The sequence below is a fragment of the Sphingopyxis sp. LC81 genome (assembly GCF_000756375.1).
Lineage (GTDB): Bacteria > Pseudomonadota > Alphaproteobacteria > Sphingomonadales > Sphingomonadaceae > Sphingopyxis.
The window spans coordinates 87,120-111,327 of record NZ_JNFD01000009.1 but is presented as its reverse complement, the minus strand read 5'-3'; the positions used below and the strand labels follow the sequence as shown (position 1 = coordinate 111,327).

At 65.7% G+C, this 24,208-nt stretch carries 16 protein-coding genes; 11 read left to right on the top strand and 5 right to left on the bottom strand.

Going from position 1 to position 24,208, the window contains the following annotated elements; genetic code table 11:
* Positions 1 to 95: 95 nt before the first annotated feature.
* Positions 96 to 1,103: a LacI family DNA-binding transcriptional regulator gene (locus tag FG91_RS05730; RefSeq protein WP_037513115.1), complete on the bottom strand. Its 1,008-nt coding sequence runs from the start codon at positions 1,101 to 1,103 to the stop codon at positions 96 to 98.
* A gap of 147 nt (positions 1,104 to 1,250) precedes the next feature.
* Here FG91_RS05730 and FG91_RS05725 point away from each other — a divergent pair, with 147 nt between their 5' ends.
* From FG91_RS05725 to FG91_RS05705, 5 genes are read left to right on the top strand one after another with little or no spacing between them, the layout of a single operon-like run.
* On the top strand, positions 1,251 to 3,461 hold the full coding sequence (locus tag FG91_RS05725; protein ID WP_052187340.1) for a beta-glucosidase family protein: 2,211 nt from the start codon (positions 1,251 to 1,253) through the stop codon (positions 3,459 to 3,461).
* A gap of 24 nt (positions 3,462 to 3,485) precedes the next feature.
* Entirely contained in the window at positions 3,486 to 5,750 is a 2,265-nt protein-coding gene (locus FG91_RS05720; protein WP_081940428.1) for a TonB-dependent receptor, read from the top strand.
* 58 nt (positions 5,751 to 5,808) lie between these two features.
* On the top strand, positions 5,809 to 7,518 hold the full coding sequence (locus tag FG91_RS05715) for an alkaline phosphatase family protein (protein ID WP_037513111.1): 1,710 nt from the start codon (positions 5,809 to 5,811) through the stop codon (positions 7,516 to 7,518).
* 16 nt (positions 7,519 to 7,534) lie between these two features.
* A complete protein-coding gene (locus FG91_RS05710; RefSeq protein ID WP_037513107.1) occupies positions 7,535 to 9,088 on the top strand; it encodes a carboxylesterase/lipase family protein in 1,554 nt (517 codons plus the stop codon).
* 18 nt (positions 9,089 to 9,106) lie between these two features.
* A complete protein-coding gene (locus FG91_RS05705; RefSeq protein ID WP_081940427.1) occupies positions 9,107 to 10,717 on the top strand; it encodes a carboxylesterase/lipase family protein in 1,611 nt (536 codons plus the stop codon).
* Between the two features lie 201 nt (positions 10,718 to 10,918).
* On the opposite strand, the gene FG91_RS05700 is transcribed toward FG91_RS05705, so the two are convergent.
* Positions 10,919 to 11,398 carry an Lrp/AsnC family transcriptional regulator gene (locus FG91_RS05700; protein WP_037513287.1) on the bottom strand — a complete coding sequence of 160 codons (480 nt, stop codon included), beginning with the start codon at positions 11,396 to 11,398 and terminating at the stop codon, positions 10,919 to 10,921.
* A gap of 94 nt (positions 11,399 to 11,492) precedes the next feature.
* Between FG91_RS05700 and FG91_RS05695 the strand changes: the two genes are divergently transcribed.
* The gene (locus FG91_RS05695) at positions 11,493 to 12,722 is read left to right on the top strand and encodes an amino acid aminotransferase (RefSeq protein ID WP_037513105.1); all 1,230 of its coding nucleotides are present in this window, start codon (positions 11,493 to 11,495) and stop codon (positions 12,720 to 12,722) included.
* Complete coding sequence (gene fahA, locus FG91_RS05690; RefSeq protein WP_037513103.1) at positions 12,719 to 14,020, top strand: fumarylacetoacetase; 1,302 nt, start codon at positions 12,719 to 12,721, stop codon at positions 14,018 to 14,020. The genes FG91_RS05695 and fahA overlap by 4 nt, the downstream gene beginning before the upstream one ends.
* A gap of 14 nt (positions 14,021 to 14,034) precedes the next feature.
* Here fahA and FG91_RS05685 read toward each other — a convergent pair whose 3' ends face one another.
* Genes FG91_RS05685 through leuC form a run of 3 tightly spaced genes read right to left on the bottom strand, consistent with a single transcriptional unit; the run spans position 14,035 to position 16,978 of the window.
* Positions 14,035 to 14,931: an alpha/beta fold hydrolase gene (locus FG91_RS05685; protein WP_037513101.1), complete on the bottom strand. Its 897-nt coding sequence runs from the start codon at positions 14,929 to 14,931 to the stop codon at positions 14,035 to 14,037.
* Positions 14,928 to 15,542, bottom strand: coding sequence for a 3-isopropylmalate dehydratase small subunit (leuD, locus tag FG91_RS05680; protein ID WP_037513098.1), 615 nt, complete (start codon positions 15,540 to 15,542; stop codon positions 14,928 to 14,930). Before leuD ends, FG91_RS05685 begins: the two co-directional genes overlap by 4 nt.
* Positions 15,542 to 16,978 (bottom strand): 3-isopropylmalate dehydratase large subunit, encoded by a 1,437-nt coding sequence (gene leuC / locus FG91_RS05675; RefSeq protein WP_037513095.1) that lies wholly within the window; start codon positions 16,976 to 16,978, stop codon positions 15,542 to 15,544. The genes leuD and leuC overlap by 1 nt, the downstream gene beginning before the upstream one ends.
* A gap of 101 nt (positions 16,979 to 17,079) precedes the next feature.
* Here leuC and FG91_RS05670 point away from each other — a divergent pair, with 101 nt between their 5' ends.
* The 4 genes from FG91_RS05670 (at position 17,080) to FG91_RS05655 (ending at position 24,190) form a co-directional block, all read left to right on the top strand.
* The gene (locus FG91_RS05670; RefSeq protein WP_037513093.1) at positions 17,080 to 17,997 is read left to right on the top strand and encodes a LysR family transcriptional regulator; all 918 of its coding nucleotides are present in this window, start codon (positions 17,080 to 17,082) and stop codon (positions 17,995 to 17,997) included.
* A gap of 165 nt (positions 17,998 to 18,162) precedes the next feature.
* Positions 18,163 to 21,177 carry a TonB-dependent receptor domain-containing protein gene (locus tag FG91_RS05665; RefSeq protein ID WP_037513090.1) on the top strand — a complete coding sequence of 1,005 codons (3,015 nt, stop codon included), beginning with the start codon at positions 18,163 to 18,165 and terminating at the stop codon, positions 21,175 to 21,177.
* A 94-nt stretch (positions 21,178 to 21,271) separates the two neighbouring features.
* Positions 21,272 to 22,879 (top strand): AbgT family transporter, encoded by a 1,608-nt coding sequence (locus tag FG91_RS05660; RefSeq protein WP_037513088.1) that lies wholly within the window; start codon positions 21,272 to 21,274, stop codon positions 22,877 to 22,879.
* 114 nt (positions 22,880 to 22,993) lie between these two features.
* Positions 22,994 to 24,190 (top strand): M20 aminoacylase family protein, encoded by a 1,197-nt coding sequence (locus tag FG91_RS05655; protein ID WP_037513084.1) that lies wholly within the window; start codon positions 22,994 to 22,996, stop codon positions 24,188 to 24,190.
* Positions 24,191 to 24,208: the final 18 nt, after the last annotated feature.

The following is a 24,208-nucleotide window of genomic DNA, read 5'->3' as shown; positions in this document are numbered from 1 at the left end:
CGGCGAAAAGAAACCGGCTGGCGCGTAATAAGGAGCGCCTTGGGTGGGAAGAGCGCGCTCCCGACTGCCGAGCCGATACCTCCTTCTTCCTGACCCTAGGTGGTGCCTCGCACAACAAGACTCGTCGGCAACAGAATATTTCCTGTGCTGAAACCTTCGGGATCCGCGACGAGACGCACAGCCTGAAAGGCCAAGTCGGCTATCGGCTGATGAATGGTCGTGAGCGGCGGCCAGACGAGCTGGGCGATATAGCTGTCGTCGAACCCCGCGACCGCTATGTCTTCGGGGATCGAGCGGCCCAGCTCGCGAATGCCCGCCATCGCACCGATCGCGACCTCGTCGTTGAACGCAAAAATGGCATCGGGCAATTGCCCGACGTCCCGCAGAAGATCGAGCGTTGCAATCCGCCCGGCCTCTGCGATCGATTCGTTCAATTCGATGCGAGCGAGCGCGACACCCGCGGGGTCGCCGCCCAGCGCGCCCAGCGCGTCGCAGAAGGCCCGCTCGCGAACCATCGCGGCTGCATGATCGGCGGGGCCGGCAATGATCGCGAAACGGCGGCGTCCGGCGTCCCACAAATGCCTCACCAGCTGCTCCACCGCCCGACGCTCGTCGGCGCCGACCGCGACCGAGCGGCCAAGCTGCTTGCCGGGGGCGATGCGCACATAAGGCAAGCCGTCGCGATCGAGGGCGTCGAGCAGCTTCTCGTCGTCGCAGACCGGCGGGGTCAGGATCAATGCGTCGCAATGGGCACCGCGCAGCCCCTGCTCGTAGCGATCGACGACGCTGTCGGAGCCATGATCGAACTCTTCGAGGACGAGGTGATACCCGTACTGACGGCAAGCCTTCGCCGCCCCCCGGAATATCTCCGCGAAATAGAAGGAGGACAGGTGCGGCATGAATGCGCCGATCAGGAAGGAGCGTGACGCCGCCAGCGACCGTGCCGCCTGATTGACGCGATAGCCGGTTTCGCGGATCGCCGCCTCGATGCGTTCGCGCGTCGCGGCGCTGACATTGGCGTTGCGGTTGACGACGCGCGACACGGTCTTCGCCGATACGCCGGCGATCGCGGCGACATCGTCCAGGGTAGCAGGCTTTTTCACGGCGGGACCAATAGGATTCATCGCGCCTAGTTAGACGCGGAATACGTATCCAGTCCACCCTTCATGTCAGCGCTGATATTTTTCATTGTCAGCGCTGACATGATTAGATAGCTAGCGATTCGAAAACAGATCAAAAGGGAGAGTTTGATGGGATCGTGGCTTTGCCGCGCGGCGTTGCTCGCCGCCTGTTCGATGTCAGCTATTGCACCGGGAGTCCAGGCGCGGGATGCAGTGGACGACGCCGATCGCCGCGCCGCCGCCGCCGAAGCCGTGATGACCAATGCCGAGCGGGTGACCCTGCTGAACGGCATCCTGGCCATGCCCCTTGGCGACGTGAAAATCCCCGAAGGTGTCCCGTTTGGCGCGGGATATATTCCCGGCATCCCTCGCCTCGACGTTCCTGCGCTCACCGAAACCGATGCCAGCCTTGGTGTGTCCTACCTTGGCGGCCTACGCGGCGACGGGGCGACCGCGCTTCCGTCGGGAATGGCGATGGGCTCGACATGGAGCCCCGACCTCATGCGCAAGGGCGGCGCGCTGATCGGCGGCGAAGCCCATGCCAAGGGGTTCAATGTCCTGCTCGCGGGCGGCATCAACCTGGTCCGCGATCCACGTGGCGGCCGCGCCTTCGAATATCTGGGCGAAGACCCGCTGCATTCGGGGCTGCTCGGCGGCGCGGCGGTTGCGGGCATCCAGTCGCAGGGCGTGATTTCGACGATCAAGCATTTCATACTCAATCCGACCGAGATCGGGCGGCAGTTCCACAACGGCATCATCGACGAAGGCGCGCTGCGCATGAGCGACCTGCTCGCCTTCGAGATCGCGATCGAAACGGGACAGCCGGGGTCGGTCATGTGCGCGTACAACAAGGTCAATGGTGCGCAGGCGTGCGGCAACGACCGGATGCTGAACGGCATCCTCAAGGGCGACTGGCGCTACAAGGGCTGGGTTATGTCCGACTGGGGATCGGTCCGGGCGACCGATTTCGCGCTTGAGGGTCTCGACCAGCAATCGGGCTCGCAGCTCGATGCGGCGGTGTTCTTCGGCCAGCCGCTGCTCGACGCCGCCAATCGCGACAAGCGCTATCAGCGCCGCATCGCCGACATGAGCCGGCGCGTGCTGCGCTCCATCTATGCCGTCGGGGTCGATCGCAACCCGCCGCGCAAGGCGCCGATCGATGTCGCCGCCGGCGCCGCGGTCGCACAGGAAATTGCCGAAAAGGGCATGGTCCTGCTCCAGAACCGCGACAATATCCTGCCGCTGGCCGCCTCGGCAAAGCGCATCCTGGTGGTCGGCGGCTATGCCGACGCGGGCGTGCTTTCGGGCGCGGGATCGTCGCAGGTGCAGGGTCAGGGCGGCCCGGCGGTGTCGCTTCCGACCGTGAAGGACGGGCCGTTCACCGCGCTGATGGCGCAAAATTATCACCGGTCCTCGCCGCTCGACGCCATTCGCGCCCGCGCGCCGCAGGCGGACGTCGTGTTCCGCGACGGCCGTTACCCGGCCGAGGCGGCGATCGCAGCGAAAAACGCCGACCTTGTCATCGTCTTTGGAACGCAGTGGATGACCGAAGGGCTCGACGTCCCCGATCTCTCGCTGCCGCAAGGACAGGATGCGATGATCGCGGCGGTGGCGAAGGCCAATCCGAAGACGGTTGTCGTGCTGGAGAACGGCGGCCCCGTCGCGATGCCGTGGAAGGACGATGTCGGCGCGATCCTCGCCGCCTGGTATCCCGGCGCGCGCGGCGGCGAGGCGATCGCCGGGGTGCTGTTCGGTGACGTCAATCCGTCGGGCCGCCTGCCCGTGACCTTTCCGGCTTCGATCGCGCAGCTTCCGCGTCCTGCCCTGCCGGGCGCCGAGACCGTCGAGCCAAGCTTCGCCGGGCATGGCAAGCCCGGTCAGACGCTCGACATCGACTATAATGTCGAAGGCGCCGACGTCGGTTACCGCTGGTTCGCGCGCCAGCAGGCGAAGCCGCTCTATCCGTTCGGTTTCGGGCTCAGCTACACCCGCTTCGACCGCTCGGGCCTTGCAGTCGCGGGCGGGGCAAATCCCGCCGCCGCCTTCACGCTGCGGAACAGCGGCGCGCGCGGCGGCGCCGATGTCGGACAAGTCTATCTGATCGAAACGCCGCGCGGCAAGACGCGCCGGCTCGTCGCCTTCGCGCGCGTCGACCTGAAACCCGGCGAAACACGCCGGGTCGACGTGCCCATCGACCCGCGCCTGCTCGCCGACTGGGGACCCAAGGGCTGGACGATCGCGCCCGGCACCTATCGCTTCGCGCTCGGCGCGTCGGCCGAAGATTTGATCGAGGAAACGGGCGTCACGCTCGCCGGAAGGACTTGGACCTACCGCAAATAGACCATCACAGAACAGGGGGATGATATGAAGAGGATTTGGACTTCCGCCACCGCGCTTTGCGCCGTGCTCGCGGTCACGACACCGGCCTTCGCACAGGACGCCGCGCCGACCGACGAACAGACCGGCGGCTTCGGCGAGATCATCGTCACCGCACAGAAACGCGCCGAAAACCTGCAGGACGTGCCGATTTCGGCGACCGTCGTCAGCGCCGACGCGCTTGCCTCGCGCCAGATTTTCGACCCGTCGCAGCTCCAGCTCGTCGCGCCCAGCCTGCAGGTCAAAAGCTTCAATGCGGCGCTCGGCGCCTCCAATTTCTCGATCCGCGGCGTCGGCACATTGAGCTTCTCGAACTCGATCGAAGCGAGCGTGACCTCGGTGATCGACGGCGTCGTCATGGGCAACCCGTCGCTCGGCTTCATGAACTATCTCGACCTCGCGCAGATCGAGGTGCTCAACGGCCCGCAGGGCATGTTGTTCGGCAAGAACGCCTCCGCCGGCCTCGTGAACATCACGACGCGCCGCCCCGAGATAGGCCGCTTCGACGGACAGGTCATGGGCGAGATCGCGCAGATGAAGGTGCCCGGCGACGGATTGCTCTATCGCCTGCAAGGCATCGTCAACGTGCCGCTGGGCGACAAGGCCGCGCTGCGCGTCAGCGCGGCGCAGACGCATACCGACCCGGTGATCACAAATCTGGTTGATGTTCCCGGCAGCCAATATGGTCAGAACCAGACCAGCCTGCGCGCGAAGCTCTTGTGGGAGCCGACATCCGAACTCAGCATCTTCATCGCCGGCGACTATGCGCATTCCTCGGGCGTCGGATCGGGCGGCAGCGCCGATCGCATTGTCCGGCCCACCAGCCGCTTCGCCGCCGAAAACGCCGCGCTCGGCATCGTCGCCAATCCCGACAATTTCTTTTCGAGCTATGGCGCGCCGACGCGGGCCAATTTCGATGTCGGCGGGCTTCAGGCCAATATCGACTATGAGTTCGAGAGCGGGCACACGCTGACCAGCATCACCGCCTGGCGGAAGTTCGACGCCGACAATCTGTTCGATTCGGACAAGCACCGCGTCAATCTTCTCGATACGAACCACCAGCTTTCGACGATCAGCCAGTTCACCGAGGAACTGCGGCTGGCATCGCCTGTCGGACAGTTTTTCGAATATCAGCTCGGCCTCTATTACTATGATTCCAAGAGCGATTCCGACATTACCGCGGCGGGTGCCAACGGCGTGACAGCCCCGCCGCCCGCCGGGTTCAATGCCTGGCTCGGTATTCACTCGACCGGCTCGATGACGTCGAAAAGCTACGCAGGCTTCGGTCAGGGCACGCTCAATATCAGCGACCGCTTCCGTTTCACCTTCGGCGGCCGCTATACCTATGACAAGCTCAAGCTTCGCTCGGTCAGCGACGCGGCCGGGTTCGTCATCCCGTTCGGCGCAGTGGGGTCGCGCAACCAGCGGATCAGCGAAGAGAATTTCTCGTGGCGCGTCGGCGCGCAATATGACGTGACCGCCGATGTCATGGCCTATGCCTCGGTGGCGCGCGGTTATAAGGGACCGGGCTTCAACCTGACGATCGATCCGCGCGCGCCGCTCATCATGCCGGAAATCCCGACCTCCTATGAAGCCGGGATCAAGTCGACGCTGCTCGACCGCCACCTGATCTTCAACATCTCGGGCTACAGCTCGACTTTCAAGAATTTCCAGGCGCAGGCGTTCGACACGGCGAGCAACGGCTATGTCCTGCTGAACGCGGGCGAACTCAAGTCGCGCGGATTCGAGATCGAGGCGTCGGCCCTGCCCGCCGAAGGGCTCGTCTTCAATCTGGGGGTCAGCTATGTCGACGCCTTCTTCTCGGACTTTCAAGGCGACCGCTGCTATCCTTTCCAGCCGAACTGCCGCCCCAACGGGACGATCGATTCGTCGGGCAATCGGTTGCCGAACGTGCCCAAATGGACGGTCAGCCTGACCGGCCGCTATGAAACACCGGTCAGCGAAAGCCTCGCGGTATTTCTGCAGGGTGCGCTCTACGCCCGCACCAGTTCGAACTTCAGCTCGAACGAGGATCCGAACACGAAATTGCCCGGCTATTCGCTGTTCGACGCCAGCATCGGGCTCAAGCAGATCGACGACAGATACAAGCTGACGCTCTTCTGCCGCAACTGCTTCGACAAGCGCCAGCCGACCTTCATCAACTCCAACTCGCAGTCGCGCGGCGACTATTACCACATGTTCGGTCTCAACTCGTTCCGGACGCTCGGCGTGTCGCTGGAGGGTCGTTTCTAAAAGGGGAGGTGCCGGGCCGTCGGTTGGGACGGCCCGGCGTCACGCCCGGGAGGTTCGCATGACCAGGAAATCGATCGCGGCTGCGGTCAGCGCCGTCGCTCTGGCCGCATTATCGGCGACGCCCGTCGCCGCCGAGGAAAAGCCCGGCCCACCGAAGCTGGTCGTCCTGATTTCGATCGACCAGTTCTCGGCCGATCTTTTTAACGCGAGCCGGGGCGAGTTTCAGGACGGGCTCGCCAGGCTGGCGCAGGGCATCGTCTATTCGAACGGTTTTCATGCGCAGGGCGTGACCGAAACCTGCGCGGGCCATGCGGTGATCGCGAGCGGGCGGCATCCTGCCGCGACCGGGATCATCGCGAACCAATGGTACGACCAGCGCGCCGGGGTCGACCGCTATTGCACCGACGATGGCATCCATGTCGCCGCACGCGCCAGCCGCAAGCTCGGCACCGGACCGGCGATGCTCGAGGTGTCGACGCTCGGCGATTGGCTCAAGGCCGCCTCGCCCGCCAATCGCGTCTTTTCGGTCGCGGGCAAGGATCGGTCGGCAATCATGATGGGCGGCCGCCATCCCGACGGGGCTTTCTGGTTCGATGGCAAGCAGGGATTCGACACCTGGGGCGCCGATGCTGGGGACGCCCAGCGCCGCCTCGCGCCGCTTGCAAAGCTCAATGCCGGGTTTGCGCGGCGGCTGAAGGCCGCACCCGCCTGGACCTACCGGCGCGAAAGCTGCCGGGTGCGCGAGGCGGTGATTCCCCTTCCAGGCGGCAAGAGTTTCCACGCGCACCTGCCGCCCGATCCGCCGGCCGCGATCCCCGGCCAGCCACCCGCGAGCGGCCCAACACCGCCGCCGTGGTTTTATGACCAGATCACAATCGACGCGGCGATCGACCTGCTCGACGGCCAGAAGCTCGGCCGGTCGCCCGGAACCGACCTGCTCGCGGTCGGCCTGTCGGCGACCGATATGGTCGGCCATGCCTATGGCACGCAAGGGCCCGAGATGTGTGACCAGATGGCCCGGGTCGACCAAGAGGTTGGCCGCCTCCTCAAACGGATCGGCGAGCTCAAGATTCCCGTACTCGTCGCGCTCACCGCCGACCATGGCGGCGGCGATCTTCCCGAACGGCTGACGGCGCGCGGCTATCGCGATGCCGGGCGGATCGATGCCGCCGCGCTGCTCGCCGATCTCAACGCCGCGGCGCGCACCGCGACGGGCGTCGACTGGAACCCGCTGCGCCCGGCGTTCTTCGACCCGACGCAGCTTGTTGTCGTCGACGCCGGCGGGCAGTCGCTCGCCGATACCGCGCTCAAGAACCGCATCGCCGAAGCGACCGCGGCGCGCGCGCTCACCCGGCCGGGCATCGCCGGTGCCTGGACGGCGGCTCAATTGCATGGACGTAAGCCCGATCCGCGCCAGTCGCCTGACCTGCTGCCGGTCGCCGACCGTATGGCGCTGTCCTTCTATCCTGCGCGCAGCGGCGACATATTGCTCGCGACCGATCCGCTGAAGATCGCCGCGCCGTCGCTCCCCGGCCTGTTCATGATGGGCCATTCGGGGCCCAGCGACGTCAACCGGCGCGTCCCCATCCTCTTCTGGTGGCCCGGTGTGGCGCATCAGGAACGCGCCCTGCCGGTACAGGTGGTCGACGTGGCGCCAACGCTTGCCGCCGCCATGCGGGTCGCACCGGACGGTCCGGTCGATGGAGAATGCCTCGAACTCGGCGGAACGGGGACAGGCTGTCCCGTTCCGGCGGCATCGCGGCGATAATGTGAAAGGACAGACAATGCGGATATTCCCCACCGTCGCGCTCGCGCTGGCGCTCGTTTCTCCCGCGATGGCGGCGGACACCGCGCCGCAGCCCGTCGTCGACACGCGTAGCGGTGCCGTGCAAGGCGTCGCCGAAGGCCAGAGCATCGCCTATCGGGGGATTCCCTATGCCCTGCCCCCCGTCGGCGATCTGCGCTGGCGCGCGCCGCAGCCCGCCGATCGCTGGACCCAGGTTCGCGTCGCCGACCAGTACGGCCCCGATTGCATGCAGATTCCCTTCAAGGCCGATGCCGCGCCGCTGGGGGTGAAGCCGTCCGAGGACTGCCTCTATCTCAACGTCTGGACCCCGGCCGAACGGTCGCGCAAGAAACGGCCGGTGATGATCTGGATTTATGGCGGCGGCTTCGTCAACGGCGGCAGCTCGCCGCCGGTCTATACGGGCCGGTCTTTTGCCGAATCGGATGTGGTTTTCGTCAGCTTCAACTACCGGCTCGGCCGTTTCGGCTTTTTCGCCCACCCGGCCCTAAAACGCGAAGCCGCCGGCGCGCCGACGGGCAATTATGCGATCCTCGACCAGATCGCAGCGCTGAAATGGGTGCAGGAAAATATCGCGGCCTTCGGCGGCGATCCCGGCAACGTCACCATTTTCGGTGAATCGGCGGGCGGCATGTCGGTGCACGCGCTGACAACGACCCCGCTTGCGAAGGGACTGTTTCACAAGGCGATCTCCATGTCCGGCGGCGGGCGCGATCTAATGGGCCCGCTGCGCACCGCGACCGAGGCCGAAGCGATCGGCGCCGGTTTTGCGCGGGCGAAGGGAATAGAGGGCGATGAGGCCGGCCCGCTCGCCGCGCTTCGCGCCCTGCCAGCCGACAGCGTGATGAGCGGGCTCAACCTGATGACCCTGTTCGGCGCGAAGGATTTCACGCCGCTCTATGCCGACGGACAGATTGTGCGCCGGTCGATCGATGCGGCCTATGCCGCCGGCGACGGCGCAAAGATACCAATGGTCATCGGCGCAAACGATGCCGACGGCTTCTTCTTCGGCGGGGGTGTCGATCAGGCCTATGCCCCGCTGGCGGCAGTGCGCGCACAGGCCGAGCCGGTCTATGACCCCGAAGCGCGCAAGGACGCGATGCGCATCGGCATCGCGGTTTCGGCCGACACGATGTTCCTCGAACCCGCGCGGCACGTCGCCCGGATCATCGCGGGGCGCGGGCAGCCCGTCTTCACCTACCGCTTCGGCTATGTGCCCGAATATCTGCGCGCCAAGATGCCGGGCGCCTTTCATGCGAGCGAATTGCCCTTTTTCTTCGGCACCGTCGACGTCCGGCACGGCGCTGCGACATCGCCCGCCGATCGCGCGGCGGCGCGGCTGGTGCAGGATTATTGGGTCAATTTCGCAAAGACCGGCGTACCGTCGGCAACGGGTGGTGGGCGCTGGTCGCCGGGCGGCGTGGCGGCCGATACCATTATGACCTTCGACGCGGCCGGCGCGCACGAAGAACCCGATCCGATCCGCGCGCGGCTCGATTTCGTCGAACGCGTCGTGGCCGCCAAGGCGCCCTGACCGGTGAGAGTAACGTCGATGCGCCTCCTTTCTCCCGTTGCCGCCCTGATCGGCTCCTTTATGTTCGCACCGCCCGTGGCGGCGCAAGACGCGGTGGCGAAGATCGAAAGCGGCGAGCTTAGCGGAACCCTCGACGACGGCGTCGTCCGCTTCCTCGGCGTTCCCTATGCCGCGCCGCCCGTCGGCGAACGGCGCTGGGCCGCTCCCGAAGCGCCTCCGCCGTGGTCCGGGCGGCGCGATGCCAAGGCGCATGGCCCCGGCTGCGTCCAGACGATCACCCCCGGCGGCTTCGGTCCGTGGACCCGCGAATATGTCGCGCCGTCGCCGGTTTCGGAGGATTGCCTCACCCTCAACATCTGGGCACCGGCGGAGCGTGACGGCCGGCCGCTGCCGGTGATGATCTGGATTCACGGCGGCGCCTTCATGTCGGGGTCGAATGCGGTTCCGATCTATAACGGCGCGGCGCTGGCGCGGCAGGGCATCATTGTCGTGTCGATCAACTATCGTCTGGGCGTCTTCGGCTTTGCCGCCTTTCGCGACCTCGCGGACGATCCCGGCGGCGGCGCCAATTTCGGGTTGCAGGACATATTGGCGGCGCTGCGCTGGACGCAGCGCAATGTCGCCGGCTTTGGGGGCGATCCGGGACAGGTGACGATCGCCGGCCAGTCGGCGGGCGCCATGGCCGTCCATATGTTGTTGCTTTCGCCGAAGTCCGACGGACTGTTCGTCCGCGCGATCGCGCAAAGCGGTATCGTCGAAGTGCCGCTACCCGACCGCACCGAAGCCGACCGCCGCGGCGCCGACCTGCTCGCCCGCGCGAGGCTCCCCGGTATCGCAGCGCTGCGGAATCTGCCGGCGGATCGGGTGATGGCGCTGCTCGATACCGGCCCGCTCGCCGGCGCTGGAGATGTCGGCGGCATGCCGCTGCTCGGCCCTGTCGTCGACGGATCGATCCTGCCCGGACAGGTCGCCGCGATGGAAGCGGCGGGCCAGCGGCGGGCCGTGCCGGTGATGGTCGGACTGAACGCCGACGAAGGCGTGTTGAGCCCCGGTTATTTCCGCGCGGCGCCTGCGGACGTGCGTGCGCTCGCCGCCCGGATCGCGGGCGACGCCGGCGCCGATGCACTACTGGCGGACACCCCGCTCGATAGCGAGATGACGGCGCTCGCCGCGCGCCGGCAACTGACCCGCCTGTATGGCCTTGCATCGCTTATCGACTGGGCGCGCATGCACCACGCCCCCGCCTTTGCCTATTATTACACCCATCCCGAACCGGGCCCGGGACAGGAGATGTTCGGCGCGTTCCACTCGGCCGAAATGCCCTACACTTTCAATTCGCTGAGCACCTCACCCGACCGCCCCTTCACGGAATACGACCGCTCGGTTGCTGCGACCATGTCGCAACTATGGGGAAATTTCGTGAAACGCGGCGACCCCAACGGCCCGGGTTTGCCACAATGGCCGCAGTTCGCGAACAGGTCAGGCGGCGTGATGGAACTGGGCGCACATTTTGCGCCATACCGGACCGAAGAGCAGAAGCTGCACCTTATGCTTGGCGGATTCGCCAATGGCCCGGGACGCTCAATCTTCGGCATCGAAAGCTTCGTGGAAACGTCACGGGAACGATGATTCGACAAAGGTGCGCGTTCAAATTGACTTACGGCATTTGTCCGCGAAAGGCCTGAGGCTAAGGTGCCGATCGTGAAAGCGCCGAGGCTCGAATGTAGCCGAATGTCTTCGAATTTGAGATTTCGTCGAATCTGGAATTTTTTCTTTTAATTTCAAAAGTTTAGTTATTTGACGGATCGCCGCTCGGCCATTTCGGACCAGTTACTCGCCCGGAAGCGGAACGGCTGTCTGATATTTGACCGCCCTGAGTGCGAAGTGCGACGCCGCTGCGGCGACCGCTTCGTTCCTGAGCAGCTTTTGCATCAGAAACGCTTCGTAGTCGGCGACATCGGTTGCGACGACGCGCACCTGATAATCCCACTCGCCCGACATCGACAGGCATTCCATGATGCGATCCTGGTCCCGGACAAAATTTTCGAACATCGCGGTATGCTCGGCCGAATGGCTCTTGAGCCGGATATTGCAGAGGACGTTGACGCTCTGTCCGACCCGTGCCGCGTCGACGAGCCACACATTTTTCGTCAGCACGCCGGCCGCCTCGAGCGCTCTGACGCGGCGCCAGCACGACGGGCCCGTGCTGCCCACCCGCTCGGCAAGGTCGCCGTTGCTCTGCGCGCCATCGCGCTGCAATTCGCCGAGGATGCGACGGTCGAGCGCGTCGAGTTTGACAATTTCTTTCATCATATAGCCATAATATGAAATAGACTCGCTTTCAAACACGCTATTCCGTCCAGTTTGAGAAGATTTTTCGCCGATTTATTGCGATATCTCGCGCATGACACTCGATACCCTGCCCGCTCGCTCCGTCTCAAACAGCCTGCCGTTCGATACGCTGGCTGCGCAGCCCGCCGACGCGTTGCTGAGCCTCATCGCGCTGTACCGCGCGGATGATCGGCCGCAGAAAATCGACCTCGGGGTCGGCGTGTTTCGCGACGATGCGGGGGACACACCCGTGATGCACGCGGTGAAGGCGGCCGAGGCGGCGCTGCTCAAAACGCAGGTGACCAAATCCTATCTCGGGGCCGAAGGCGACGCTGCCTATACCGCGCTGCTCGAGGGGATCGTTTTTGGCGACCCGACGGCGGGCGAACGGTTGAACGGCGTGCAGACGCCCGGCGGCACGGGCGCGCTTCGCCTTGGCGCCGAGCTTCTCGCGCGAGCAAACCGCGAAGCACAGGTCTGGATCGGCACCCCGACATGGCCTAATCATGCGCCCATCTTTGCCGAAGCGGGACTGTCGACGCGGAGCCACCGTTTCCATGACGCCGCATCGGGCCACATCGATTTCGATGCAATGCTGTACGACCTTGCCGCGGCGCGGGCGGGCGACATCCTGTTGCTGCACGGCTGCTGCCACAACCCGACCGGAAGCGACTTCACGCCGGAGCAGTGGCAGGCCGTCGCCGATCTGTGCGCGGCGCGCGGGCTGATTCCCTTCGTCGACCTCGCCTATCAGGGGCTGGGCGATGGGCTGGCTGAGGATGCGGCGGCGACGCGGATGATCTTCGATGCGCTGCCCACCGCGCTCCTTGCCTATAGCTGCGACAAGAATTTCGGCCTCTATCGCGAACGCGTCGGCGCGCTGTGGGCCCTGTCGGCGAACAGCGCGATCGCCGAACGCGTCCGCTCTAACATGCTCTCGCTCGCGCGCAGCCTCTGGTCGATGCCGCCCGATCATGGCGCGGCGATCGTCCGGACGATCCTCGAGAATGACGCGCTCCGCGCCGACTGGCGGGACGAACTCGACGCGATGCGCGCGCGCCTCAACGGCCTACGCGCGGCACTCGCCGCAACGCATCCTCGGCTGTCGGCGATCGCCGACCAGCGCGGCATGTTCGCGATGCTGCCGCTGACGCCCGAAGCCGTCGCGGCGCTGCGCGAAGAGCATGGCATCTACATGGCCGGGAACGGACGCATCAATATCGCGGGCCTGCGCGCCGACACGGTGCCGGTTTTTGCGCAGGCGCTCCGGCCGCACCTCGAAGCCCTGAACGGCAACGCGTGACCCGCCCGCACATCGACGCGACGCACGATCCGGCGCGGACGAGCTGGGTCGAATCGGCGAACGGCCATCGCGACTTTCCGGTCCAGAATCTGCCCTACGGGATTTTTGCGCCCGAGCATGGCGACCCGCGCCCCGGCGTCGCGATCGGCGACGCTGTATTCGACCTGCGTGCAGCCGCAGCCGCCGGCCTGTTGCCCGCCGCTGCCGCCATCCCCTGCGCCGGCGACACGCTCAACGCGCTGATGGCGCTGGCACCCGCCAACCGGCTTGCGCTGCGCGAACGGCTAAGCGCGATGCTGTCGGATCCCGCGCGGGAGGCCGAGCTGGCGCCGATGCTGCATGAGGCCGCAAGCTGCACGATGCACCTCCCCGCACGGATCGGCGACTACACCGACTTCTACGTCGGCATCCATCATGCGAACAATGTCGGGCGGCAGTTCCGCCCCGACAATCCGCTGCTCCCCAATTATAAATATGTGCCGATCGGCTATCATGGGCGCGCTTCGTCGGTCCGCCCCTCGGGCGAGCCCGTCGTCCGCCCGCGCGGACAGCGCAAGCCGCCCGAGGCCGACGCCCCGATTTTCGAGCCGACGCAGCGGCTTGATTATGAACTCGAACTCGGCGTGTGGATCGGCGAGGGCAATGCGCTGGGCGCACCGATCCCGATCGGCGACGCGGCGCGCCATATCGCGGGGCTGTCGCTGTTCAACGACTGGTCGGCGCGCGACTTCCAGGCGTGGGAGTATCAGCCGCTCGGCCCCTTCCTCGCCAAGAACTTTCATTCGACCATTGCGCCCTGGGTGATCACGACCGAGGCGCTTGCACCCTTTCGTATCGCGCAGCCACCGCGTCCCGAGGGCGATCCCGCGCCGTTACCCTATCTGTGGGATACCGTCGATCAGGCGCATGGCGCGCTCGGCGTCACGCTCGAAGTTTTTCTCCTCACCGCCGGCATGCGTGCGGCGGGCGCCGAGCCCTTTCGCCTGAGCCACGGCCCCGCGACGAGCATGTACTGGACGATCGCGCAGATCGTCGCGCACCACGCCTCGAACGGCTGCAACCTGAACCCCGGCGACCTGCTCGGCACGGGGACGATCTCGGCCCCCGACCGCGAGGGGTTCGGCAGCCTGCTCGAACTGACCACAGGCGGGTCGGAGCCCATCCAGCTGCCCAATGGCGAACGGCGCGGTTTCCTCGAGGACGGCGACGAGATCATCATGCGCGCGAGCGCCGCAGCGGACGGTTTCGTACCGATCGGCTTTGGCGAATGCCGCGCGGTCATCCTTCCCGCGCGCTGAGCGCCGTCCCGCGCTCAGGTCAGAAATGCGCCGAGTTCGGCGAGCAATAGTTCGGGCGTTTCTTCCTGCGGACTGTGGCCGCACGGCAGCGCGCGCCCGCGCATATCGCGGGCCTTCGAAAGCCAGCTTGCCATGACGTCGAAGAGCGTGCCCACCGTGCCATATTCGCCCCAGAGCAGCAGCAAGGGCGCCTCGATCCGGCGGTCATCATCGGCGGCATCATGTTCGAGATCGATGCTCGCCGCGGCGCGATAATCCTCGCAGATCGCGTGGCGCGTCGCGGGGTCGCGGTAGCAGCGGCGATATTCGGCGACGACGCGCGGATCGAGCGAGCCTTCGACCTTGATCTGCCCGGCAAGATGGCGGTCGAGAAAATGGTCGGGATCGGCCGCGATCATCCGTTCGGGCAGGTCGAAAGGCTGGATCAGGAAGAACCACCAGAAATAGCGCGTCGCGAACTCGCGGTTCGTCTGCGCATACATCGTCGCGGTCGGCGCGATGTCGAGCAGCACGAGCCGCGCGACGCGGTCCGGGTGGTCGAGCGCCATGCGATGCGCGACGCGCGCGCCGCGATCGTGCGCGACCACATCGAAACGGTCGAAACCGAGCGCGGCCATCACCGCGACCTGATCGGCCGCCATCGCGCGCTTCGAATAATTCGCGTGCGTGGGATCGCCCGGCAGTTTTTCGCTGTCGCCATAACCGCGCAGGTCGGTCGCGACGACCGTGAAGCGTTTCGCAAGCTCGGGCACAACCTTGTGCCAGGTCAGATGCGTCTGCGGGTGGCCGTGAAGCAGCAGCAGCGGAGGCCCCGAACCGCCAACCGCGGCCCGGATGCGCACGCCGTCCGCATCGACGTCCTGCCAATGGAACCCCCGCATGAGTTCGGGATATTCGGGACTATTGCTCATCGCTCGGCACCCATAAGCCAGGGCTTGCGGCCGAGATAGGCTTTCTCGAACCCGCGGATGCGGTCGGCGTGGGTCAGCGTCTCACCGATCCGGTCGAGCCCTAACATCAGCGCGCGCCGCGTGGCGGGGTCGATGTCGAAGGCTGCGGCATAAGAGCCGATCGCGATGCGCTGCGCATCAAGGTCGACCGTCATGTCCCCTGCCCCGTCGCCCAGCTCCGCCATCAGCGCCGCGACCTGTTCGAGCGGCAGCGACAGGAGCAACAGGCCGTTGTTCGCGGCATTGTCCGCAAAGATCGCGCCATAGGAGGCGCCGATGATACCGCGGATGCCATATTGGAGCATCCCCCACACCGCATGTTCGCGCGACGAACCGCAACCGAAATTGGGTCCGACGAGCAAGAAGCGGGTCTCCGCCATATCCGCGCGATTGAGGATGAAATCGTCGCGCACCGCGCCGCTTTCATCGAAGCGCAGGTCGTGGAAGAGGCCCTGGGCGAGTCCCGAACGATCGATCCCTTTCAGGAATGCCTTGGGCATGATGACGTCGGTGTCGATATTGGCGGCGGGCATCGCGGCGGCCCGGCCCGACAGGCGGATGAAACGCTCCATCAGTCACGCTCCTCCGCCGCGAGGTCTCGCACATCGGCTAGCCTTCCAGTGACTGCGGCGGCTGCTACCATCGCCGGACTCATCAGGTGCGTGCGGCCGCCAATCCCCTGCCGGCCCTCGAAATTCCGGTTGGTGCTCGACGCGCAGCGTTCGCCCGGCGCGAGGCTGTCGTCGTTCATCGCGAGGCAGAGCGAGCAGCCCGAGCGGCGCCACTCGAACCCGGCTTCGATAAAGATGCGGTCGATCCCCTCTTCTTCGGCGGCGCGGCGGACGCCGCTGCTCCCCGGCGAGATCATCGCGCGCACACCCGGCGCGACCTTGCGCCCTTTCAATATCCGTGCGGCATCGCGCAGATCGGTGAGGCGCGCATTGGTGCACGAGCCGATGAAGGCGCGGTCGATCGCGATATCCTGCAACGGCGTGTGCGGCGCGAGGCCCATATAGGCCATCGCGCGGACCGCATCGGCGCGGCGCTCGGCGGGTAGGTCATCGGGATCGGGGACGATGCCGGTGATCGCGAGCGATTGGTCGGGACTGGTGCCCCAGCTCACCATCGGCGGAATGTCGCCGGCATCGAGTGCGATCTCCTTGTCGAACCGCGCGCCGGGGTCGCTGCGCAGCGCCTGCCATTCGGCGCGCGCCTGGGTGAGCAGCCCCGCCGACGGGGCGCGCGGGCATCCCGCGATATATTCGACGACCTTGTCATCGGGCGCCATCAGCGCGACGCGCGCGCCGCATTCGACCGCCATGTTGCAGATCGTCATGCGGGCCTCGACCCCGAGCGCACCGATCGCCGCGCCCGCAAATTCGACGGCGTGCCCGGCGGCGCCATCGGCCCCGATCCGGCGGATCACCTCCATGATCAGGTCCTTCGCGGTGATCCCGGGCGCCAGCGTCCCGCCGATCGTGATGCGCATCGTCCGGAGGCGGCGATAGACGAGCGTCTGCGTCGCCAGCAGATGCTCGATATCCGACGTGCCGATGCCGAAACCAACCACACCGAATGCGCCATAGGTCGTCGAATGGCTGTCCCCCGCGGCGATGACCATACCCGGCAGCACCAGACCGAGCTCGGGCATCACGACATGCTCGATCCCCTGCCGCGGATCGAAGAGATCGAAGATTTCGATCCCGAAATCGCGGCCATTCTCGCCCAGATATTCGATCTGCCGCCGCGCGCCGTCGTCCAATTCGCCCGCCTCGCGGTCGGGGTTGGTCGAATTGACATGATCGACGACCCCCAGCGATGCCGCGGGGCGCCAGGGCGCCCGTCCGGCGGCGCGAAGGCCGCTGAACGCCTGGGGGCTTGTATATTCATTGAGCACCGTTCTATCGATATAGAGCAATAATCGTTCGCCAGCAGCGCCGGATTCGTCGAAAGATAATATGCGGTGTTCGTCGACGATCTTGTCATAAAGCGTTTTTGGCGCCGACATTCTTCTACCCTTCCTGCGGTTTCGCGGGCCGGGATTACCGTCAGCGGTTCGGACGAAGCCAATGCCGGGACAGTATCAATTGATGCGACGAGTGGATTCAAATGGATATCATGTGGCTCGAGGACTTCATCAAGCTCGCTGATGAAGGCAATTTTTCCCGCGCAGCCGAAGCGCGCAACCTGACCCAGCCGGCGTTCAGCCGCCGCATCCGTGCGCTCGAGGACTGGGTCGGCGCGACGCTGGTCGATCGCGACACGCACCGCATCGCGCTGACCGAAGCCGGACAGGCGTTCCGCGTCCTCGCCGAAGAGATCATGCGGCGCCTGACGCTGGGCCGCGACCATGTCCGCGAAATCGGCGGCACGCTGAGCAATGAAATCCGTTTCGCCTCGACGCACGCGCTGTCGACAACCTTTTTTCCCGCATGGCTCCGCAGCCTCCACGGCGGACAGGAAGCGGGGACGATCACGCTGATCGCCGACAATATGGCCGCGTGCGAACGCTTCATGCTCGAGGGCAAAGCCGATTTCCTGCTCTGCCATCACCATACCGCCGCGCAGCACCGCCTCGACCCGGCGGGCTTTGCCTCGCTTGCGCTTGGCGAGGATGTGCTGATGCCGGTGACCGCGCCGCTCGGCGATGGGGCACCGACGCACGTCCTGCCGGGCAGCGGCGACCAGCCGCTCCCCTATCTGGAGTTCGAGGAGAAGTCGGGGATGGGCCGCATCCTGCAGGCGGCGCAGGTGATTTCGGCGGGCTCGGCATCGCTCCGCACCGTGTTCCGTTCGCATATGGCGACCGCGCTGCTGTCGATGGCACGCGACGGGCGCGGCGTGTGCTGGGCGCCGCTCAGCGTCGCCGCCGCCGACCTCGAGAGCGGCCGCCTCGTCGCCGCGGGCGATGCGCGCTGGCACGTCCCGATCGAGATCCGCATCTATAAACCGATCGCGCGGCGAAGCCCGAGCGTCGAGGCCTTCTGGACGATGCTGAAAAACCGTTTGAAGGCCGAGGCCAGCTAGGCCTCCGACGGCGCAATAAAGCTGCGCAGACGCCCCTCACACCGCACGAATGATTCTATGTCGAACCGGCATTGGGATCGATGGCCGCATGTCCATAGACAGAATGGGCCCATGCACTAACCGACGAACGGACGGCTTTGGCAGGGTTCAGGGCGGAGAAAAAAAATGATCCAGGGACCGGCAACGGCGGAGAGCAACAAGTTCAAGATTTCGACATCGCTTCTGGCGATTTCCCTTTTTGCGGGGCTGACCGGCGTAGCGGGCACCGCGCACGCACAGGACGCGCAGGCACCCGCGCCGGACGACGGTGCGGCGACAGATGGCGCCAGCGACATCGTCGTGACAGGGTCGCGCATCGGCCGCCCGGTCCTCGACTTGCCGACCCCGGTCGGCGTGGTGAGTTCCGAAACGCTGGGCGCGAACAACGCGCAGTTCGACATCGGCCGCGCGCTTGCCCAGCAACCCGCGATCGGCTTTTCGGGCAGCATGCAGCAGAGCCAGCAGAGCGGTGCCTCGGGCTCGCGCGGCGAAAATAGCGGCGGCCTCGCCGTCGTCGACCTGCGCAGCCTCGGGTCGAACCGCACGCTCGTCCTCGTCAACGGCAAGCGCCGCGTCGCCGGCGCCACCGACAGCGCGGCGCTCGACCTCAATTCGATCAACCCCAATCTGATCGAACGCGTCGAAATCATCACCGGCGGCGCATCGGCCATCTATGGCTCGGACGCGGTCTCGGGCGTCGTGAACATCATCACCAAGGACGATTTCGACGGCGTTCGCCTGTCGTTCAGCGGATCGCAGCCGGCGCGCGGTCCCGAGGGCTTCACCTACGGCGGAAGCATCGTCGCGGGCAAGAATTTCGCCCAGGGCCGCGGCAACATCACCGTCGCGGCCGACTATACGAAGGTGAAGGAAATCACCCCGCGCCAGGCCGACATGCGAAACAATGTCGCGATGATCAATCCGGCCGATACCGGGCCGAACGACGGCATTCCCGATCTGATCATCGTTCCCGGCGGCGAAGCCTTTCAATATTCGGGTTACGGCGCCGTGGGTCTGCGCGGCGACACCGGCGGCCTCGGTGCGTTCGTCTTCAACGATGACGGCACCCCGCGCCGTGCGCCGACGCCGCTTTTCACCGACGGCAGCCTGTTCGGGAAATTCGACAATTGCGGACCGGCCTGCTTCCGCTTCGACGATTCGATTTCGATCGTTCCCGACATCGAGCGCTACAACCTCAACCTCAGCACCCATTTCGACTTCAGCGACACTGTGCGGGCCTATTTCGGCGCCGATTATAACAACACGTCGAGCTATGGACGCGGGCAGCCCGTGCTCCGCGCGGCACAGCCGATTAACATCGCGCAGAACGCGTTCCTCAACGAGCCCTTCCGCCAACAATTGCTGGCGGCCGGCGCGACGACGCTGGCTCTCGATCGCCTCTATACCGATGTCGGGCTGCGCTTCAGCCAGGTCGATCGCAACAGCCTGTCGTTCGTCGGCGGTCTCAAGGGCGAGTTCGAGACCGGCTTCTCCGATCTCCGCTACGATATCTATGGCACCTACGGCCGCACCAAGGCGAAGTTCACCGGCTACAACCGCATGCTCCTGCCCAATCTGCGCGCGGCGCTCGACGCCGTCGTCGATCCCGGTTCGGGGCAGATCCGCTGCCGCATGGACGTCCCTTCGCTTCAACCCGTCGGCTATGTCCGGCCCGCTATCGTCGGCGGCGGCCCCTGCGTGCCCTTCAATCCGTTCGGTTCGACCGCCAGCTCGCAGGAAGCGCGCGACTTCGTCAGCACGACGACGGTGTCCAACGCCTTCGTCCGCCAGACCACGGCGGGCTTCTCGCTCTCCGGGGATTCGAGCAAGTTCCTGACCATGCCCGGCGGCGGGTCGATCGGCATCGCACTCGGCGCGGAGTATCGGAAGGAGCGCAACGGCCGGACCACCGATCCGCTGATCAAGGCCGGCGTGACCAACCAGGCGTCGTCGCAGGATTATGAGGGCGGCTATCACGTCACCGAACTGTTCGGCGAATTGAGCGTGCCCATTCTGACCGACATGCCCTTTGCCAAGCTGCTGTCGGTCGAAGGCGCGGTGCGCCACGCCGATTACAGCCACGCGGGACAGGCGACCTCGTGGAAAGCGGGTGCGATCTGGGAGCCGGTCGACGGGTTCCGCCTGCGCGCGACGTTGAGCCGCGCCATTCGCGCGCCGAACATCTTCGAAGCCTTCCGGCCGAGCGAGGGTCAGACGACCAACGTCAACGACCCCTGTTCGCAAAACAACCTCGGTCAAAATCCCAATCGCGCCGCCAACTGCGCCGCGCTGGGCCGTCCGGCGGGCTTCGTGCCCGTCAGCGGCGGGATCGGCGTGCCGTTCATCGTGTCGGGCAATCAGGATCTTCGTCCCGAAGTTTCGGACAGCTGGACGGCCGGCTTCGTCCTGACGCCGAATTTCCTGCCCGGCCTCCAGATTTCGGCCGACTGGTTCGACATCAAGATCGAGGACGCGATCAGCTTCCTCAGCCCGCAAGCGATCGCCGAAAATTGCGTCGACCGCGCCGGCGGCCCCGATCCGGACCTGTGTGCGCTGATCACCCGCGACACGACCCCCGGCGCGAACTTCTTCAGCATCACCGGCGGTAGAAGCACCTATGTCAACACGTCGAAGCTGCAGACCTCGGGTCTCGACACGCAGGTATTTTATGCCCGCCCGCTGGGCGGCGGCCGTATCTCGGCCAACCTCGCCTTCACCTATCTGCATCGCCTGCGGACCTTCACCTTCCAGGCGCGGCCGGACCTCTACACCGTGCTCGAAGGCTTTTACGGCTACCCCAAATATAAGGGCGTCGTCGGGCTCAACTATTCGGTCGGCGGCCTGACGGTCGGCTGGCAGGGCCGTTATCAGTCGAGCCAGGCGCTGACCGACATCTCGCCGGGGATCAGCCGCGAGCTGCTGTCGCCCGACCGGACGGGTTCGCGCTTCTACAACGATATTTCGGCATCCTATACGTTGCCGATGAACGGGAAGCAGGAAGCCAAATTCTCATTCGGCGTTACCAATCTTCTCAACGAAAAGCTGCCGGTGATGGAATCGGTTCAGGTCATCGATCCGTCGGGGGGCGGCTTCGATCAGTTCGGACCGGTTATCCGTCTCGGACTCGAAGTGAACTTCTGAATCCGGGCCGGCAAGGAGAGGCTCGCGCCGCGTGCGCGGGCCTCATATTGTCTTTGTACGGCAATACGAATCCAGCCTGGCAGGAGGCGCAATTATGAGTGCTGAAACCATCCGCCCTGCCCGTCAGAGGGGGTTTCTCGGTTTCGTCGAGCGCGTCGGCAATCTGCTGCCCGACCCGACGATCATCTTCCTCTATCTGATCATCATATTGATGCTCGTTTCGGCGATCGGCGCGGGGCTCGGGTGGAGCGCATCGCTACCCTATTCGGGCAAGGACGCGCCCGCCGGCGCCGAGCTCGCGGGCGGCGTCCTGACCTATCGCGCGTCGAGCCTGTTTTCGGCCGAGAATATTGCGCGGCTGTTTACCGAGATGCCGCGCACCTATGCCAGCTTCACCCCGCTCGGCATCATCCTGACGATCATGATGGGCGCCGCGGTTGCCGAGCGGTCGGGGCTGTTCTTCGCGCTGATCCGCGGTTCGCTGCGGAGCACGCCGCGCCGTTATATGACGCCGATCATCGCGGTGGTGGGCATGGTGTCGCACCACGCCGCCGATGCCGCCTATGTCGTGCTCATCCCGATGGCGGCGGTGCTCTTCGCATCGGTCGGGCGTCATCCGCTCGCCGGTATCGCCGCCGCGCTCGCCGCCGTGTCGGGGGGCTATGCGGGCAACATCATGCCCGGCCAGCTCGACGTCCTGCTCTTCGGCTTCACGCAGGAGGCCGCGCGTATCGTCGAGCCCGGCTGGACGATGAACCCGCTCGGCAACTGGTATTTCATCCTCGGCATTGTCGTTTTCTTCACCCCAATCATCTGGTTCATCACCGACAAGGTGGTCGAACCGCGGCTCGGAACCTGGAACGAAGAGGTCGACGCAGAGCTTCGCGCCGATCTCGAAAAGGGCGACCTCAGCGACGCCGAGCGGCGGGGGCTTCGCCACGCCGGCATTGCGGCGCTATTGGTCACCGCGCTGTTCGCCGCGCTTTGTCTGTGGCCCGGCTACACCCCTTTCATCGATCAGGACGCCGAGGGCCCGATCCGCCTGCAGCCGCTCTACGCCTCGATGATCGCGGCGCTGTTTTTGATGTTCCTGCTGACCGGCGTGGTCTTCGGGCGCGCGGCGGGGACGGTGAAGAACTCGAACGACGTGATCGCGATGATGCGCGAGGGTGTGAAGACGATCGCGCCCTATCTGGTCTTCGTCTTTTTCGCGGCGCATTTCGTCGCGATGTTCAACTGGTCGGGCATCGGCCCGATCATCGCGATCGGCGGCGCGGAGAAATTGCAGGGCATGAACCTGCCCCCGGCGCTCCTGCTCGTTTGCGTCCTGTTGCTCTCCTCGATGATGGACCTGTTCATCGGATCGTCGACCGCCAAATGGAGCGTGTTGTCTTCGGTCGTCGTGCCGATGTTCATGCTGCTCGGCATCAGCCCCGAAATGACGACCGCCGCCTATCGCATGGGCGACAGCTACACCAACATCATGACCCCGCTGATGAGCTATTTCCCGCTCGTCCTCGTCTTCTGCCAGCGGTGGGACAAATCGATGGGGGTCGGATCGCTGCTCGCGCTGATGCTGCCTTATGCGCTGTGCTTCATGGCGACGGGGATCACGATGGTGGTCGCATGGGTCGTCTTCGACCTCCCCCTCGGCCCGCACGCGCAGGTATTTTATCAGGTCGCGGCGCACGCCGTGCCGTGAGGGAGCCCATGATGAAATCCGCCGCCGAACATGCAACCATGTTCAATCAGCATTGGGGTCGGCCGTGCGCCGCCGCTAGCCTGACTTCGCCGCTGCGCCAGGAGGTCCGTTCCCATGTCCGTTGACCTCAAATCGCTCGAAACCGACATGACCGCCTGGCGCCGGCACATCCATCAGCATCCCGAACTCGGCTTTCACGAACAGGGCACGGTCCGCTTCATCCTCGACTTGCTCCAAAGCTTCGGGGTCGACGAGGTGCATACCGGCATCGGCGGCACGGGCATCGTCGCGACGATCCGCGCCGGAACGTCGGACCGCGCGATCGGCATCCGCGCCGACATCGACGCGCTGCCGATGACCGAACTGGCCGAGTCCGATCACAAGTCCTGCACGCCCGGCGTGATGCACGCCTGCGGCCACGACGGACATACGACGATGCTGCTCGGCGCCGCAAAGCATCTCGCCGCGACGCGCAATTTCGACGGCGCGGTGCATCTGATCTTCCAGCCCGCCGAGGAATCGCTGGGCTATCAGGGGCCCGGCGGCGACCCCGATGGCGGCGCCAGCGCGATGATCCGCGACGGATTGTTCGACCGTTTCCCGATGGACGCCATCTTCGGCATCCACAACCGCCCGGGCATCGCGGCGGGCAAGCTCGCGGGGCGCGCGGGCGCGCTCTATGCCGCCGCCGACAAGTTCGAGATCGTCATCACCGGCAAGGGCGGCCACGCCGCGCGCCCGCACCTGACGGTCGATCCCGTGCTCGTCGCAGCGCAAATCATCGTCGCGGTGCAGAGCATCGTCGCGCGCAGCACCGACCCGATGGACGCCGCGGTCGTCTCGATCTGCAAGGTCGAAGCGGGCACCGCGTTCAACATCATCGCCGACGAGGCGCGCATGGGCGGCACGGTGCGCACCCTGTCGCGCGCGAGCCAGGATGCGACCGAACGGCGGCTGCGCGAGATCGTGACGGGTGTCGCGGCCTCGTTCGGCGCGAAGGCGGAGCTGCATTACGAACGCGGCTATCCCGCGCTGCACAATCCGGCCGACCTCTATGCCAAGGTCCGCGAGATCGCGATCGGCATCGTCGGCCCCGACCGCTTCGTCGATCTCGATGCACCGGGCATGGGGGGCGAGGATTTCGCGCGCTACCTCGACGTCGTTCCCGGCTGCTTCCTGCTCCTCGGCAACGGCGACGAGGGGCCGGGGTCGGTGATGCTCCACAATTCGCACTATGCCTATGATGACAGCATTTCGCCGACCGGCGCCGCGCTGTGGGTCGCCTTGGCCGAGACATTCCTGCCGAAATAGACAATCCGGGGAGATTTT

Coding starts and splice junctions, on each gene's coding strand:
- FG91_RS05725 (WP_052187340.1), top strand. CDS start 1,251: ATGGGATCGTGGCTTTGCCGCGCGGCGTTGCTCGCCGCCTGTTCGATG.
- FG91_RS05720 (WP_081940428.1), top strand. CDS start 3,486: ATGAAGAGGATTTGGACTTCCGCCACCGCGCTTTGCGCCGTGCTCGCG.
- FG91_RS05715 (WP_037513111.1), top strand. CDS start 5,809: ATGACCAGGAAATCGATCGCGGCTGCGGTCAGCGCCGTCGCTCTGGCC.
- FG91_RS05710 (WP_037513107.1), top strand. CDS start 7,535: ATGCGGATATTCCCCACCGTCGCGCTCGCGCTGGCGCTCGTTTCTCCC.
- FG91_RS05705 (WP_081940427.1), top strand. CDS start 9,107: ATGCGCCTCCTTTCTCCCGTTGCCGCCCTGATCGGCTCCTTTATGTTC.
- FG91_RS05700 (WP_037513287.1), bottom strand. CDS start 11,398: ATGAAAGAAATTGTCAAACTCGACGCGCTCGACCGTCGCATCCTCGGC.
- FG91_RS05695 (WP_037513105.1), top strand. CDS start 11,493: ATGACACTCGATACCCTGCCCGCTCGCTCCGTCTCAAACAGCCTGCCG.
- FG91_RS05685 (WP_037513101.1), bottom strand. CDS start 14,931: ATGAGCAATAGTCCCGAATATCCCGAACTCATGCGGGGGTTCCATTGG.
- leuD (WP_037513098.1), bottom strand. CDS start 15,542: ATGGAGCGTTTCATCCGCCTGTCGGGCCGGGCCGCCGCGATGCCCGCC.
- leuC (WP_037513095.1), bottom strand. CDS start 16,978: ATGTCGGCGCCAAAAACGCTTTATGACAAGATCGTCGACGAACACCGC.
- FG91_RS05670 (WP_037513093.1), top strand. CDS start 17,080: ATGGATATCATGTGGCTCGAGGACTTCATCAAGCTCGCTGATGAAGGC.
- FG91_RS05665 (WP_037513090.1), top strand. CDS start 18,163: ATGATCCAGGGACCGGCAACGGCGGAGAGCAACAAGTTCAAGATTTCG.
- FG91_RS05660 (WP_037513088.1), top strand. CDS start 21,272: ATGAGTGCTGAAACCATCCGCCCTGCCCGTCAGAGGGGGTTTCTCGGT.
- FG91_RS05655 (WP_037513084.1), top strand. CDS start 22,994: ATGTCCGTTGACCTCAAATCGCTCGAAACCGACATGACCGCCTGGCGC.